Source organism: Salinimicrobium maris (assembly GCF_049680855.1).
In the GTDB taxonomy this organism is placed as follows: Bacteria; Bacteroidota; Bacteroidia; order Flavobacteriales; family Flavobacteriaceae; genus Salinimicrobium.
The window spans coordinates 501,844-516,866 of the sequence record NZ_JBMPGS010000002.1; the positions used below are offsets into that span (position 1 = coordinate 501,844).

Here is a 15,023-nt window from a genome sequence, read left to right on the forward strand (position 1 = left end):
TCCTCGTGGGCAAAACCTTTCTTTTAAGAAAAAAGTATGACTGATTTTCCTTCCGAGCTATGATTTTTTGATTCTACTTTTCTCTGCAAAGAATAAAGTTAAACTATTTAGATACTGCTTAACCGCCATCTTTTCAAAGTTGGCAGCACCTTTTTGAGCCTTTCTGATTCCTCAAAGGATATCTCATTATGCTTTTCGGCTCTTTCCTGTAGTAATTTGGTGAGTTTATGTAAGGTGAGAGAATGATCAAGAAATTCCCCATTTTTAAAACATGCCATGCAATAATCTTCGTTGGGGCTGAGATTTCTGTTAGTCCCCATGTTTTCCTCCTGCAGGGGTTGACCACAACTTTGACAAACCTGTGACACCATGTGGTGAATGTGTAAGAGGGATTTAAGTCTTATAAGCATTAAAACTTCACTTCTGTTCTTCCCGGGGAATGCCAGGGCAATTTTGTTCACCGTTTTCCAAATAAGATCATTGAGATCTTCATCAAAAAGCCATTCATGACTTTTTTTGAAGGTTTCAAAGCGCTCATAAGCCATTTCTGCTGAAAGGTTATTCTCCTGATACCAATCAAAAATCACTTCAATTTGAAAACTGAGGTCAGTTCCATATTCATCCCTGGAATCTTCCACCGGAAGCCAGTCCTTTTCTACAATTTCATTTAGAACCTGTACTTCCTGCTTACTAATTACCTTATCGGCCGCGGCAACAGCATAAAAGAGTTTTCCCAGGTTTTCATATAAGTCTCTTGCCGCCCGTGCTTGTATAGAATCGATCATTTTGAGTAGCTTTTTGTTGAACAATAGATTTATTCTTTACCCTCCAATTTAACATGATAAAAATCGTGTTTCCAAATAACATAAATATCTAAGCATCATAAATTTACAGCTTATTCGGGAGAATTCACATGCTGCATGATTTTTTTATTGTTTACGGAAAATTAAAAAATAAACATGATTTATATCATAGTTTATGAATCAAAAGGAAAGTAATTTAGAAGAGCATTTTTTACACACAAAGCCATGAGGACAATTCTTTTACCCACCGATTTTTCCAAAAACTCCCTGAACGCTATTTATTATGCACTTGACATGTTTAGGCCAGATGACTGCCGCTTTATTTTATTGCATGCTTATAGCGTAAATGGCTATGATCCTGAAAGTAAATTATCTGCAATACCCGGTGAGACTACCCTGGAAAAATCGCAAGCCGAAGCAAATAATAGACTTCAAGAGCTAATATTGAGAATAAATATCGAAAACAGGAACAAAAATCATCATTTTAAAGGCATTAGCAGCAACTCTTCCTTGACCGAGGCAATTAAGGTTGAAATTGAAAAAAATGAGATAGAACTGGTCATTATTGGCACCCAGGGAAGCACAGGTAACTTCGAGGTACTTTATGGCAGCAACACAAGGAATATCTTGGAAGAAGTGCAGAATTGCCCCGTGCTGGCCGTACCTTCTCATGTGAAATTTGAGCAAATTAAAGAAATAGTTCTCCCCAATGGCTATAAATTGCGACATCACAAGGAGGACTTTTCTTATATCAACCGGCTCTCGAAGAAATTTGGGTCAGCTGTAAGAGTTCTTCACATTTTAGAAGATGGTATTTCACCCAGGCAGGAAGCAAACAGGAAACATTTAGCACTTTACCTCAGGGACATTGAGCATAGTTTCCACACGTTGGAACATGTAAGTCTTTCTATAGGAATCTATTGTTTTACTGAAAGCCGAAACAGCGATCTTATCGCTTTTGTCAATAAGAAACATAACTTTTTACAGAACCTGTTAATGAATCCTCTTTACAAGAACCTTGGTCATTATTCAAATGTTCCGGTGCTGGTACTACACCATACTTCCAATTAGTTTATTTCGGTTTACTTCAAATTGATAAAAAGGAAAACCTTAAGTTCCAAAAATGTTATTTTCAGAAGCCTTTCCCTTTTTAAATATTTCATCTGGAGAATGACTACAAACAGAAAAATCCTGCTCTAATTAGACCAGGATTTTCAGAATTCTGGAAAGACTTATAGTTTTTTGAGACCTTTTGTTTCTGATTTTTCAGCTTCCATGATGCTTATTGCATAACCACCTCCCGGCGCAGATTTCTGCCTTAATTTGGACTTGTTGTTCACGACAACCTTCCGAATTCTATACTCCTGCGGATTTGTCTTATAATGTGCACCTTCGGCATCAGAATAAATAGTAGCAATATATGTTTTCCCCTTATCCAGGAAATCAAATTTTATATTTGAAGTCCGCGGTTCCAATCCATTCACATTGCCTAAGAACCAGTTATTGCTATTCTTTTCCTTCCTCGCAACGGTGACATAATCGCCGGGTTCTGCTTCTAAATATATGCTTTCATCCCACTCAACAGGTACGTCTTTTATGAACTGAAAAGCATCCATGAACCTCTCGTAATTCTCTGGAAGATCGGCTGCCATTTGCAGCGGACTGTACAGCGTGACATATAGCGCCAGTTGGTTAGCTATGGTACTATTCACGTGTGAGTTATTATCGGGATTTAACTTGCTAATGTCCATCTCAAAAATTCCGGGAGTATAGTCCATAGGCCCACCAATCAACCTGGTAAAAGGGAGCACCGTAACATGGTTTGGTTTAGATCCTCCAAAAGCCTGGTATTCCTGCCCCCTTGCAGATTCATTTGCAATAAGATTTGGATAAGTACGGGCAATGCCGGTAGGGCGTACTGCCTCATGTGCATTCACCATTATTTCATATTCGGCTGCTTTCTCAACTGCGTATTGATAGTGATCTACCAGCCATTGGCTGTAGTGGTTCTCCCCTCTTGGAAGAATATCGCCCACATATCCACTTTTTACGGCATCATACCCGTGATCTTTCATAAACTGATATGCAGTATCAAGATGTCTTTCATAATTCCTTACGGAAGATGAAGTTTCATGGTGCATGATCATTTTAACTCCTTTGCTCTTCGCATAATTCTCAATTTCCTCTAAATCAAAATCCGGATATGGGGTTACGAAATCAAAAACATAATCTTTAGAATTGCCAAACCAGTCTTCCCAACCTACATTCCATCCTTCCACAAGCACGGCATCAAAATCATGTTCGGCAGCAAAATCTATGTACTTTTTGACATTTTTGGTAGTTGCGCCATGAGTATCATTTGGAGTTGCCGTATTATAATCTGTCACACCCAGTTTCACCGCAGCAAAATCATTGGTATAATTCCAGGAACTTTTTCCGGTGATCATCTCCCACCAAACCCCTATGTATTTCGTTGGTTTAATCCAGGAAGGATCTTCAATTGTCAAAGGTTCATTTAAATTATATGTTATTTTTGAGGCAAGAATCTCACGGGCATCATCGCTGACAATGATCGTTCTCCATGGAGTTTTCCCGGGAGTGATCATATAAGCTTTAACTCCATTAACATCGGGAGTAAGCCACGATTCAAAAACCATTTTTTCATCATCCAGGTTTAAATGCATCGCCGAATAATCTACAAGCGCAGCTTCGTGCAAATTGATGTAAAGACCATCATCTGTCTTCATCATCAAAGCGGTTTGTACTCCCGTGGGTGAAAAAGAAGTCTGGGAAACATTTGCGGTAATGGCGTTTTCCATATGTTCCCTTATTTCTGAAAGTCGGGACTCAACGTAATCATATTCCTGAGTGTCGTAATCTCCGGGAATCCAGAACGCAGTATGATCACCAGTCATAGCAAACTGGGACTTTTCATTCTTCACCACGAAATGTCCAAGATTCTCCTGCTGCGGGAATTCATACCGAAAACCCAACCCGTCGTTGAACACCCTGAAACGTAGAATCATCACACGATTAGTCACTTCCTGACGAAGTGTAACGGCAAGCTCATTGTAATGATTACGAATCTCCTTTTGCTCTCCCCATACCGGCTGCCAGGTTTCATCAAATTTTGATGTTACTGTGTCTGTTATTTTAAAACCCTTCAACAGGTCTTCTTCCTCTTTAAGTTCAAGGCCCAAAGTGCTTTGCTCTACAACCGTTTTGTTTTTGTACTTAAGAAGATAAACAGGCGAACCTTCTTCTGAAAGTTCAAATTTGAGCATCACATTATTATCTGGTGAAGATAATTTCTGTGCCTTACCTACCGTTCCCGCAATTAACAGCAGGGTTACCAATAAGAAGGATTTCGAAGGAGACAAAATTCTTTTTGCTATAGAAGACATATAAGATGTTTTTAGGTTCTTAAACGGAGTATTCACTCCCTAAACAAAGATACACCAAAAACACCTTTTTAAATTCTGCTTGTACTAAAACAGTTCTAATACAAAATCCGGAAACGAATTGTATCCTTTATCTCTTTAAGATCTTTAATAAGTCCTTTATCATATGCCTTATTAATATCTGTAATTACATAACCAATGGTTTCATTTGTTTTTAGATACTGCCCAACAATATTAATGTTATGGGTTGCCAGCACTTCATTTATTCTTGCTAGAATTCCAGGCACATTGAGGTGAATGTGAATAAGCCTGTGCGCATCTTCAAGAACGGGTAACTGCAGGTTTGGAAAATTCACACTATTGGTAGTGCTCCCGGTATTTATATACTCCAAGATCTTTCCAGGAACAAAGTTACCAATGTTTTCCTGCGCTTCCTGGGTGCTTCCGCCAATGTGCGGCGTAAGGATCACGTTGGGCAAATTCCGAAGAGCAGATTGAAATGATTCTTTATTAGTTTTAGGCTCTTCAGGAAAAACATCTATTCCTGCGCCCTGGATTTTGCCGGATGAAATATGCTTCTGAAGGGCATCAATATCTACCACATGCCCCCGGCTCAGGTTTAGAAAAACCACCCCATCTTTCATTTGGTTGAATTCTTTGTCACCAATGAGGTTTTGATTGGCTTTCCTGCCATCTACGTGAAGCGTGACAATATCCACTGTCTCCAATAACTCCTGAAGTGAACTACATTTTGTAGCATTTCCCATCGCCAGCTTCTCCACAATGTCATAGAAATACACATCAAAACCGATGGATTCAGCAACGACAGAAAGTTGAGCACCTATGTTTCCGTATCCAACAATTCCTAGTTTTTTACCGCGGGTTTCGAAACTATTGTCTGCAGATTTATTCCATTTCCCTTCATGCATGAGTTTCATCTTATCTGGCAGGTTTCTTTTAAGAAGAATAATCTCCCCGATTGCAAGTTCCACAACAGATCTTGTGTTGCTATAAGGCGCGTTGAATACCGCAATTCCTTTCTTTAGACATTCTTCAAGATCAATTTGGTTAGTGCCAATGCAAAAAGCACCCACAGCAATTAAACGATTGGCATTTTGCAAAACCTTTTTCGTCAATTGTGTCTTTGATCTTATCCCGATAATTGACACATCCTTAATTTTCTCGGCAAGCTCGTCTTCATCCATCGCACTTGGATGCGTGGTAATATTATAGCCTTCCTCTTTCATAATCCTGAAAGCATCGGGATGTACATTCTCCAAAAGAAGGACGTTTATCCTATTTTTTGGATATGAAATGGCTTTGTTCATGTTGTGCAAGAACAAAAACTCATCAAGACTTGGCGTAATATGATCGGCTTTATCGAGAACGTTCGCTCGCTCTACATTCTCTGTAAATGCGTAAAATTTATTTGCCAGTCCGGCGGCCTTTATTTCGTAATCTGTATAACCATCACCAATTACGTAAACATCGCCTTTAAGGCCTAACTTTTTAAGCTGTTCTACTTTTCCATTGTTAAAAGAGAGTCCGTTCTCTTTATCAAACCCAGTAATATTTCCGTTTTCATCATATTCAAAAGTATTGGCGAAAACATTTTCTTCTTTAACCCCATAAGCCTGAACAATTGGAACTATGAATTCCTTAAATCCATTGGAAATAATAAAAATGTTGTCGTTATTTTCCTGAAAAAAGGATTTGTTACGAATGAAAGATGATGATATTCTTTTACTCAGGTTTTCGACTAAAGTTGGTAAATGCTCTTTCTTTGCTTTCAATAATTCCAGCCTTTTTTCAAGTGATTCCCTAAAGGAAAGATCTCCTTTCATTCCCTGGTCTGTAAGCCGTTGTACTTCCTGCAGGTTCTTTTCCCTGTCATTATCACCGGCAAGAGAAATTTCCCCAAGAACATCTAAAGCCTCCACTTGCGTAAATGTACTGTCAAAATCAATAACGAAATACCTGTTTTCTTTCATAGAATTTGAAATAAATGAATACCAAAACTAAGGGTTTTTGTAGGATAAATACCTGCAGAGGTTTTAAAAATTTCAGGAAATAGTCATAAATTCAATGCTCCTTAAAAACCTAATAAAACTTACCTCCCTTAGAAATTGCGAATTTTCTAATAAGTGGTACTTTGAATAAAATCAGATTCCAAAAATGCAGTATTTAATCTTCATTTTTGAAAGATCCGCATTTTTGCAGTATTAAAAATCCTGTCGCATCCATCCGAAAAATTCCAATTATTTATCGTAATATTGCAATATATTTAGATTTCAAATTATGGGCGTTACAAAAAGTAATCTTTTCACTGTAAAGCAAAATGAGCTTGCAAAATTAGCAAAAGCAATGGCACACCCTGCAAGAGTAGCTATTCTCCAACACCTTTTGAAGGCCAATGCATGTATAAATGGTGATCTTGTACAGGAATTGGGCCTTGCGCAGCCCACAATAAGTCAGCATTTAAGGGAACTTAAAGATATTGGCATTATACAGGGCACTATTGAAGGTGTTTCTGTGAGCTATTGCATCAATCCCGTAAAATGGGAAGAAATAAAGACCCTTTTTGAAAGCTTTTTCAATGAGTATTCAGCACCTTCGGGAGATGAATGCTGCTAAAAAATTACCTTAGAAATGCCATTTTTGGAACTTTATATAAAAAAGTATTAGATAGAATATAAAACCGGAGCAACTATGAAAACTTCAGAAGAATTAAAGAATATTGTACGGGAAAAATATGCGGAAATTGCGAAACAGGATAAAGCCCTTAACCAGGCTTCCTGCTGCGGCAGTGGATCGAGCTCAAAAGAAGTTTATAACATTATGACAGATGATTATTCTGAAATGGAAGGTTATTCAAATGATGCAGATCTTGGCCTGGGCTGCGGATTGCCCACGCAATTTGCACAAATAGAACCGGGTGATACCGTCATAGATCTGGGATCTGGTGCCGGAAATGACTGTTTCATAGCCCGACATGAAACGGGGGAAAAAGGAAAGGTCATTGGTATTGATTTTACAGATGCCATGATCCAGAAGGCGCGCATAAATGCAGAAAAGCTAGGATATAATAATGTAGAATTTCGGGAAGGGGACATTGAGAATATGCCTGTTTCAAACGAAGTTGCCGATGTGGTAATAAGTAATTGTGTTCTAAACCTGGTTCCAAATAAACAGCAGGTCATCGAGGAAATTTATAGAGTACTTAAGCCGGGCGGTCATTTTAGTATTTCAGATATTGTTTTAAAAGGAGATCTTCCAAAAGCTTTACAAGAAGACGCCGAAATGTACGCCGGTTGCGTGTCGGGTGCTATTCAGAAGGAAGAGTATCTAAAATTCATTGACCAGGCAGGTTTTGAGAATGTTGTGCTGCAGAAAGAAAAACTAATTTTAATTCCCAATGACATTCTGCAAAAATATCTCTCTCCTGAAGAAGTTGATAGCTTTAACAATGGCAATACCGGAATTTACAGTATAACTGTCTTTGGTCAAAAGCCCGGGATGCGAAAGAAAAAAGTTAAAATTTCTGAACTTCAGAATGCCACTTGTTCGCCAGAATCTGGTTGCTGTTAAAATACAGCGAAGAGTAATTCCTATCGTATATGGAATGAAAAACAAAAGCTGCTTTTGGATAGGCAGCTTTTATTTTTCACTTATAAAATTTCTTAGTATCCTGTACCCGAGGAGGTATATAGCACATTTTCAATTGGTTTTATAGCGCGTTTTTGGTTTAATGGCCTAAGACTCACTACAGGTGAAGTGTCTATTTTAGCAACACCCGCGAGGACTTGTGAATTCGTAGTGTCGTAGAACAAAGCAAAATCATTTGGTCCCGGTTCAATGACAGAAGCACAGCCAATGGTGAGTTCGTCTATTCCCGTCATTATTGGATGCGAACGGTTTGAACTGGAAGGGATCTCAGTATATTCACAATCTACAGCGCCTCCCGTGTTGTGCAAAACAGCTCCCATGTTTATAAGGAATTGATTTTGAACATCAATATTTAAATAAAATCCTGACCACTCCCCTACAAAAATGATTCTCCCTCCTTCGGCAGCAAAAGCCTTGAGAGCATTAATTTCTGCAATGCTATAATCTACCGTAGGCATTACAAGAAAGATCACTTTTACTTCAGCAGGTATACTGGTTAAGGAACCCGAGCTGGAAAAAACAGGGGTCACAGTAAATCCTTCCGATGCAATTACAGATTCCATGATGCTCCAGCCTTCTTCATTACACTCTCCATTTTGGTAGCACCGGGCAGAACGACCACGGTCCAGCCATACTACATTACCGCTATTTCGAGACCCGATCGTGGTATAGTTCACCAGGTTCTGAACGAAACGTACATTATCGGGGTCTAGCATAGAAGTATCATCAAACATATTAGCATCATTAAATACTACCAGATCACTTCCCGGTACCTGAATACTTTCACATCCAAGTTCATTTACCTCTGTACCGGCTGGTGTACCGGGACATTCATCAGTATCATTTAGTACTCCGTCCCCGTCACAATCGGCAATCGGATTATTTGAATCACATTCTCCGGGATTACCTGGTTCGCCAAAAAGATTAGGGCCATCATCTCCCCCACATCCTTCGCGGAAGTGATAATAATCTGTATTTTCTTCTCCATCAAACAAACCGGTGACATCAGCATCTGTAAACTGACCTTCCCTTATAAGGGTACTCGTTCCATTCTCGATTAAATAAAGTTCTCCATAATAAACATCTTCCCCGTCTGTATCTGGCAGAAACAAACATAAAGGATCTGCATAAGCATCACCATCATTGTTAACACCCAAAGTATTCACATAAGGATCATTGGCATCAAAAAGAGCTGTTCCCCATGGATTTGCAGGATCTCCACTATACATCCAAACATCGAAACGGAAATTTGCAGGAGCATGTCGCCCGTTTTCGTCACATACGTTACCAAATAAACAGAATTCAATAGCTTCGGAATTTTCAATGTCAAAGAAAAGATAGCCGTATTCATTTACAAAACGATCATCATAACAAACCACCTCTACAGGAACATATTTCTTCACTCCGGCACCAAGGCTAATATCCATTGGCAGCGGAAAATCAACAAGTCCAGAAAAATCTCCCGGTGCACCTGTATCTATAGGCGCAGCCCAAAGAACATCACCGTCTCCATCTAGAACCTGAAAATACTCAAGCACATAATCACCGGGCTCAAGTTCGAGGTCTGAAGATTCATCTGTAAAATATTCATCCTCCCCATCGCTATCATAGTCATATGGTGTAGGATTGATAGGAATGCTTACAGGCGAGCCAATATCACCTACTACATTTAACCCTCCCCTAGACAAAATGACTTCCACAGTCGCAGGAGCATCATCTGAACATTCAGGAAGACTTAACTCCTGTTTAAGGGCAGCTTTTGATGAAATAAGATCGTTTAAAACAGTTCTAAAAGAAAGAAGAGCAGTTTCGCCCATTTCTTCTTCAAGGACAGAAGGATCATCTTTAGTACATGATACAGCCATCAGCATTAAGCCTGCAATAAAGGCCGGCCAAGAATTTACTTTTTTCATAATATGTGGATTAGTTATTTATGATTTCCCTTAACACAGGTTGAGAATTCAGTATCAATTAGATAGGAGGATATTTTAAGAAGGGTAGAGAGGGAAAACAAATATACTTCTTAACTAAATTCTCAAAAATGGGGGATATCCCCCAATAATTTTAAGAAATATTAGGGATTCTTTAAGGAAGCAGGAAACTTATTAATTTGTATAAAAAAAGCCGCTAAAAAGCGGCTTTTCCAACATTATATAAACACTACCTTAGAGACTATAGCCAAGATTTTGTAACGCTGATACAATTAGACTTTCGTAATACGCTGGTGACGCGCCAGGAGTAACATTGTACTCGTAACCAAATTCGGTTCTGTCCGAAAGACCATATTGGCTGGCATAATTACCGGTCCCATTCTCTATATAGCTAATGAGTTCTGCAAAATTATCTGCCCCGGGATAATTAGGTGTTGCCACCTGAAATATGACCCCGTGATAATAATTTACTGGCCATCCTGCCAACCTGGATCTTAAAGTCGCTATATCTGCTTCAAAAGTAGCTGTTCGCGGACTACTGGAATCCCAAACAGGATTTGAACTGGTATAACTGCTTACAGACTCATCCTGAAAAACAAGTACAATTACGTCTCCGGCGGGCGTATCACCTTCCATATTCAAAAAGTCCATAGTTCTTTCCGAAGGACTGGAAATTACCTGTACTTTATCGTCATAAAGCACATCATCATTATTGTACAATCCTATAAGTGCATCTCTTAAAAGGGTATTTCTCATTTCGACCAAAGGAGCTAAGGTAGAATTCATAGACCCAGAGGAATCAAAATAGATATAAATATTTGTATCCTCAGTTATTTCAGGTTCTCCTTGATTTTGACCAGGAAATAAATCTGAAAAATCATCTCCCCCACATCCTTCGCGGAAGTGATAATAATCTGTATTTTCTTCTCCATCAAACAAACCAGTCACATCAGCATCTGTAAACTGACCTTCCCTTATAAGGGTACTCGTTCCATTCTCGATTAAATAAAGTTCTCCATAATAAACATCTTCCCCGTCTGTATCGGGCAGGAACAAACATAAAGGATCTGCATAAGCATCACCATCATTGTTAACACCCACAGTATTCACATAAGGATCATTGGCATCAAAAAGAGCTGTTCCCCATGGATTTGCAGGATCTCCACTATACATCCAAACATCGAAACGGAAATTTGCAGGAGCATGTCGCCCGTTTTCGTCACATACGTTACCAAATAAACAGAATTCAATAGCTTCGGAATTTTCAATGTCAAAGAAAAGATAGCCGTATTCATTTACAAAACGATCATCATAACAAACCACCTCTACAGGAACATATTTCTTCACTCCGGCACCAAGGCTAATATCCATTGGCAGCGGAAAATCAACAAGTCCAGAAAAATCTCCCGGCGCACCTGTATCTATAGGCGCAGCCCAAAGAACATCACCGTCTCCATCAAGAACCTGAAAATACTCAAGCACATAATCACCGGGCTCAAGCTCAAGGTCTGAAGATTCATCTGTAAAATATTCATCCTCCCCATCGCTATCATAGTCATATGGTGTAGGATTGATAGGAATGCTTACAGGCGAGCCAATATCACCTACTACATTTAACCCTCCCATAGACAAAATGACTTCAACAGTCGCAGGAGCATCATCTGAACATTCAGGAAGGCTTAACTCCTGTTTAAGGGCAGCTTTTGATGAAATAAGATCGTTTAAAACAGTTCTAAAAGAAAGGGTAGCAGTTTCGCCGATTTCTTCTTCAAGGACAGAAGGATCATCTTTAGTACATGAAGTAAACAGTAACATCATACTAATGACAACAGCCGATAAGTAATTGAATTTTCTCATAATATAAGATATTGAATTGGTTAATACATTTCTTCAGCCAATAGGGTGAAGAGTTTAATTATCAGATATTTAGAGGGATGATATCCAAAGCTTCTTGAGCAGGGAGATAACAAATATACTTGTTAATTAAATCAAAATATATAGGGGAATTCCCTTAAAATTTAAATATAAACTGCTAATCATTAACCGTTTAGCTTTCTTACCTACAATTGCTATCATATACAATTTATTCTTAGTTAAATTTTTAAATTTGCTCCTCCTAGTCAGTCTCTTGTAAGAGCCCGGAACCGAATTAAACCTTATGATAGAACTTAGTGAAGAAGATATAACTTTAAAAGAAGCTGATTTAATACTTAAGGATGAAGAGTTTAAATTGGTAAAGCAGTCAATAGGTATAGTGACCTTAAAACTGAACTTCGCCGCGCATAATTAAAAGATTAAAATAATTGCATTGATTACTAAAAGCAACCATAAATATTTTAAAATATATAAACCTTACGGATATCTAAGTCAGTTTCTCAACAACCAGAATACACGCAAGAATAAGAAGCTGCTGGGTGAATTATTCAATTTCCCGTCAGAAACGATGGCTATTGGCCGGTTAGATCAGGATTCTGAAGGTTTGCTGCTTTTAACCACCAGTGGAAAAATGAGTGAAAAGGTGCGAAGCAGAGAGGTTGAAAAGGAATATTACGTTCAGGTAGACGGCCTGATCAATGAAGAAGCCATTGAAGAACTTAAAAGCGGGGTTGAAATAGGAATTTCCGGAAAGAAGTATATGACCAGGCCTTGCGAAGTTCTTATTCTTGACACCGTTCCTCAATTTCCTGAAAGAGCAAAAAAGATAAGAGATCCACGCCACGGCCCCACCAGTTGGATCTCTATTACCATCACCGAAGGAAAGTTCCGGCAGGTCAAAAAAATGACTGCAGCAGTGGGTTTTCCTACCTTACGACTCGTACGTGTGAGAATAGGGATGGAAACCCTCACCGGACTTTCTTCCGGAGAAGTTATTCCCGTAAAGGATTTTAAACTAAAATAAAAAGGCGATCTACCCGATCGCCTTCTAAAAATTTGTTTCAAAAATGACATTTTTGAAGCTTATTCTGAAAGGCCTTTTTTGATCCACCCGGCGATCTGCAAAGTACGCTTCACCTGATGTTTGATGGCCTCTTTTGTTTCTTCTTTGAGATCCTTATCACCGGCAGTAACACTTACCCCATAAGGGTTTCCGCCACCGGCAAAAATTGCTTTATCTGTATATCCTGGTGCAGCGATAATAGCGCCCCAATGGTGCATCGTCTTATAAAGGGAAAGTAAAGTAGTTTCCTGACCGCCGTGCGGATTACTGGCACTGGTCATTCCGCTGACCACTTTATTGGCGAGTTTTCCACTAAACCAAAGTCCGCCTGTAGTGTCTAAAAACTGCCTTAGTTGAGAAGGGAGGTTTCCATATCTGGTAGGAGCACTAAAAATAATCGCATCTGCACTTTCCAGGTCGTCCAGGCTTACAGTAGGTACATCTTTTGTTGATTCAAGGTGCTTCTTCCAATCCTCATTGGCAGCAATCGCTTCCTTGGGTGCCAATTCGGGCACTTTGAAAAGTTTGGCTTCGGCTGCACCTAAATTCTTTGCAGCCTCCACTGCCCATTTTGCCATTTGATAGTTTGTTCCTGTAGAGCTGTAATATATCACAGCAAATTTTACTTCTTTCATACTCAATTGCTTTATAGTTATGATAATAACCATAAAATAAACTTATTTCCTGAAGATTATTTTAAACTTTTTATAAATTTTCGAATTTACTAAAGGTCAAGGCCTGGCAGGAATGTATAAATTACAGAATGAAAAAGAGGCTGAACCACCAGCCTCTTTTTATTTTAAAACGATCTTTTAACCGTTATACTATAAAACAGATATTCTATGATTCCCCCATTGCTGCAGAAACTGCTGCAGAAAGTTTCTTATAAGTACCATTTTCAAGGCGTTCTCTAATTGCTGAGAAGGCTTCAAGCGTTTCTGTCACATCTTCAAGCGTATGGGTTGCAGTAGGAATGAGTCTCAATAAGATCATTCCCTTTGGAATTACCGGGTAAACTACAATTGAACAAAATATCCCGTGGTTCTCTCGTAGATCTTTCACCAACGCCATTGCCTCTGGAATGCTACCTTTTAGATATACCGGAGTTACACAGCTTTGTGTAGTTCCAATATCAAAACCACGCTCTTTGAGCCCGTTTTGAAGAGCATTCACATTTTCCCAAAGTTTTTCTTTCAATTCTGGCATCGTACGCAGCATTTCGAGCCTTTTTAAGGCACCTACTACGAGTTGCATTTGCAAGGATTTGGCAAACATCTGCGAGCGCAGATTGTATTTCAGGTAATCAATGATCTCTTGGTCGGCGGCTATAAATGCGCCTGAACTCGCCAAAGATTTGGCAAAAGTGGCAAAATAAACATCAATTCCGTCCTGCACTCCCTGCTCCTCGCCTGCTCCTGCACCGGTTGCTCCCAATGTACCAAAACCATGGGCATCATCTATAAACAACCTGAAGTCATATTTTTCTTTAAGAGCAACGATCTCTTTCAATTTTCCCTGTTCACCACGCATTCCGAAAACACCTTCAGAAATTAACAAAATTCCGCCGCCGGTTTGTTCAATTATCTTTTCTGCGCGCTGAAGATTTTTTTCAATGCTCTCCAGGTCATTATGCTTATAAGTAAACCTTTGCCCCAGGTGCAATCGTACTCCATCTATAATACACGCATGCGCGTCTACATCGTATACAATAACATCTTTTTTGGATACTAAAGCGTCAATCGTTGATAGCATTCCCTGGTAACCAAAATTCAAAAGATAAGCTGCCTCTTTACTTACAAAAGACGCCAGCTCCCGCTGTAATTTCTCATGAAGATCTGTGTGGCCACTCATCATTCGTGCTCCCATTGGGTATGCAGAACCATACTCTGCTGCTGCCTCAGCATCCACTTTCCTTACTTCGGGATGATTGGCAAGCCCAAGGTAATCATTGATGCTCCATGTAATCACATCCTGCCCCTGGAATTTCATTCGATTGGAAATAGGTCCTTCAAGCTTCGGAAATACAAAATATCCTTCGGCCTGCTCTGCCCATTTTCCAAGAGGACCTTTATCCCTGTATATTTTATCAAATAAATCTGCCATTTCTACATAAGTTTAAACTCCGGCAAAAGTAAGAAATTTACAACAACTGTTTAAACTTCTTTCTCTTCCGTAGTATGATCTCCGGTTATATTTTAACTCTTATTTTCCGGTAAAAATTTTATAGGATAAAGAAGTGTTTGGAATCAAAAAAACCACCTAGATAAAACAGCTACGCACCTGG

Annotated in this window: 11 protein-coding genes; 4 read left to right on the forward strand and 7 right to left on the reverse strand. The window is 39.1% G+C overall.

The window, feature by feature from the left end; all coding sequences use genetic code 11:
* Window positions 1–107 precede the first annotated feature (107 nt).
* Window positions 108–785, reverse strand: coding sequence for a zinc ribbon domain-containing protein (locus tag ACOV1Q_RS07755; protein ID WP_424493826.1), 678 nt, complete (start codon window positions 783–785; stop codon window positions 108–110).
* A gap of 243 nt (window positions 786–1,028) precedes the next feature.
* On the opposite strand from ACOV1Q_RS07755, the gene ACOV1Q_RS07760 reads away from it, so the two are divergent.
* Window positions 1,029–1,874 (forward strand): universal stress protein, encoded by an 846-nt coding sequence (locus ACOV1Q_RS07760; RefSeq protein ID WP_424493827.1) that lies wholly within the window; start codon window positions 1,029–1,031, stop codon window positions 1,872–1,874.
* Between the two features lie 161 nt (window positions 1,875–2,035).
* On the opposite strand, the gene ACOV1Q_RS07765 is transcribed toward ACOV1Q_RS07760, so the two are convergent.
* Together ACOV1Q_RS07765 and serA are read right to left on the reverse strand one after the other, a co-directional pair.
* On the reverse strand, window positions 2,036–4,207 hold the full coding sequence (locus tag ACOV1Q_RS07765; RefSeq protein WP_424493828.1) for a glycoside hydrolase family 97 protein: 2,172 nt from the start codon (window positions 4,205–4,207) through the stop codon (window positions 2,036–2,038).
* 95 nt (window positions 4,208–4,302) lie between these two features.
* Window positions 4,303–6,195, reverse strand: a complete 1,893-nt coding sequence (serA, locus tag ACOV1Q_RS07770; RefSeq protein WP_424493829.1) for a phosphoglycerate dehydrogenase — start codon at window positions 6,193–6,195, stop codon at window positions 4,303–4,305.
* Between the two features lie 307 nt (window positions 6,196–6,502).
* On the opposite strand from serA, the gene ACOV1Q_RS07775 reads away from it, so the two are divergent.
* Together ACOV1Q_RS07775 and ACOV1Q_RS07780 are read left to right on the forward strand one after the other, a co-directional pair.
* Window positions 6,503–6,838, forward strand: coding sequence for an ArsR/SmtB family transcription factor (locus ACOV1Q_RS07775; protein WP_424493830.1), 336 nt, complete (start codon window positions 6,503–6,505; stop codon window positions 6,836–6,838).
* 75 nt (window positions 6,839–6,913) lie between these two features.
* Window positions 6,914–7,792 (forward strand): arsenite methyltransferase, encoded by an 879-nt coding sequence (locus tag ACOV1Q_RS07780; protein ID WP_424493831.1) that lies wholly within the window; start codon window positions 6,914–6,916, stop codon window positions 7,790–7,792.
* A 92-nt stretch (window positions 7,793–7,884) separates the two neighbouring features.
* On the opposite strand, the gene ACOV1Q_RS07785 is transcribed toward ACOV1Q_RS07780, so the two are convergent.
* Window positions 7,885–9,783: a motility-associated ABC transporter substrate-binding family protein gene (locus ACOV1Q_RS07785; protein ID WP_424493832.1), complete on the reverse strand. Its 1,899-nt coding sequence runs from the start codon at window positions 9,781–9,783 to the stop codon at window positions 7,885–7,887.
* A 252-nt stretch (window positions 9,784–10,035) separates the two neighbouring features.
* Window positions 10,036–11,658, reverse strand: a complete 1,623-nt coding sequence (locus ACOV1Q_RS07790; protein ID WP_424493833.1) for a hypothetical protein — start codon at window positions 11,656–11,658, stop codon at window positions 10,036–10,038.
* A gap of 451 nt (window positions 11,659–12,109) precedes the next feature.
* On the opposite strand from ACOV1Q_RS07790, the gene ACOV1Q_RS07795 reads away from it, so the two are divergent.
* A complete protein-coding gene (locus tag ACOV1Q_RS07795; protein WP_424493834.1) occupies window positions 12,110–12,700 on the forward strand; it encodes a pseudouridine synthase in 591 nt (196 codons plus the stop codon).
* Window positions 12,701–12,759: 59 nt separating this feature from the next.
* On the opposite strand, the gene wrbA is transcribed toward ACOV1Q_RS07795, so the two are convergent.
* Window positions 12,760–13,374, reverse strand: a complete 615-nt coding sequence (wrbA, locus tag ACOV1Q_RS07800; protein WP_424493835.1) for an NAD(P)H:quinone oxidoreductase — start codon at window positions 13,372–13,374, stop codon at window positions 12,760–12,762.
* A gap of 205 nt (window positions 13,375–13,579) precedes the next feature.
* Complete coding sequence (capB, locus tag ACOV1Q_RS07805) at window positions 13,580–14,842, reverse strand: cysteate-C-fatty acyltransferase (protein WP_424493836.1); 1,263 nt, start codon at window positions 14,840–14,842, stop codon at window positions 13,580–13,582.
* Window positions 14,843–15,023 lie beyond the last annotated feature (181 nt).

Coding starts and splice junctions, on each gene's coding strand:
- wrbA (WP_424493835.1), bottom strand. CDS start 13,374: ATGAAAGAAGTAAAATTTGCTGTGATATATTACAGCTCTACAGGAACA.
- ACOV1Q_RS07780 (WP_424493831.1), top strand. CDS start 6,914: ATGAAAACTTCAGAAGAATTAAAGAATATTGTACGGGAAAAATATGCG.
- ACOV1Q_RS07785 (WP_424493832.1), bottom strand. CDS start 9,783: ATGAAAAAAGTAAATTCTTGGCCGGCCTTTATTGCAGGCTTAATGCTG.
- ACOV1Q_RS07790 (WP_424493833.1), bottom strand. CDS start 11,658: ATGAGAAAATTCAATTACTTATCGGCTGTTGTCATTAGTATGATGTTA.
- serA (WP_424493829.1), bottom strand. CDS start 6,195: ATGAAAGAAAACAGGTATTTCGTTATTGATTTTGACAGTACATTTACG.
- ACOV1Q_RS07755 (WP_424493826.1), bottom strand. CDS start 785: ATGATCGATTCTATACAAGCACGGGCGGCAAGAGACTTATATGAAAAC.
- ACOV1Q_RS07775 (WP_424493830.1), top strand. CDS start 6,503: ATGGGCGTTACAAAAAGTAATCTTTTCACTGTAAAGCAAAATGAGCTT.
- ACOV1Q_RS07765 (WP_424493828.1), bottom strand. CDS start 4,207: ATGTCTTCTATAGCAAAAAGAATTTTGTCTCCTTCGAAATCCTTCTTA.
- ACOV1Q_RS07760 (WP_424493827.1), top strand. CDS start 1,029: ATGAGGACAATTCTTTTACCCACCGATTTTTCCAAAAACTCCCTGAAC.
- capB (WP_424493836.1), bottom strand. CDS start 14,842: ATGGCAGATTTATTTGATAAAATATACAGGGATAAAGGTCCTCTTGGA.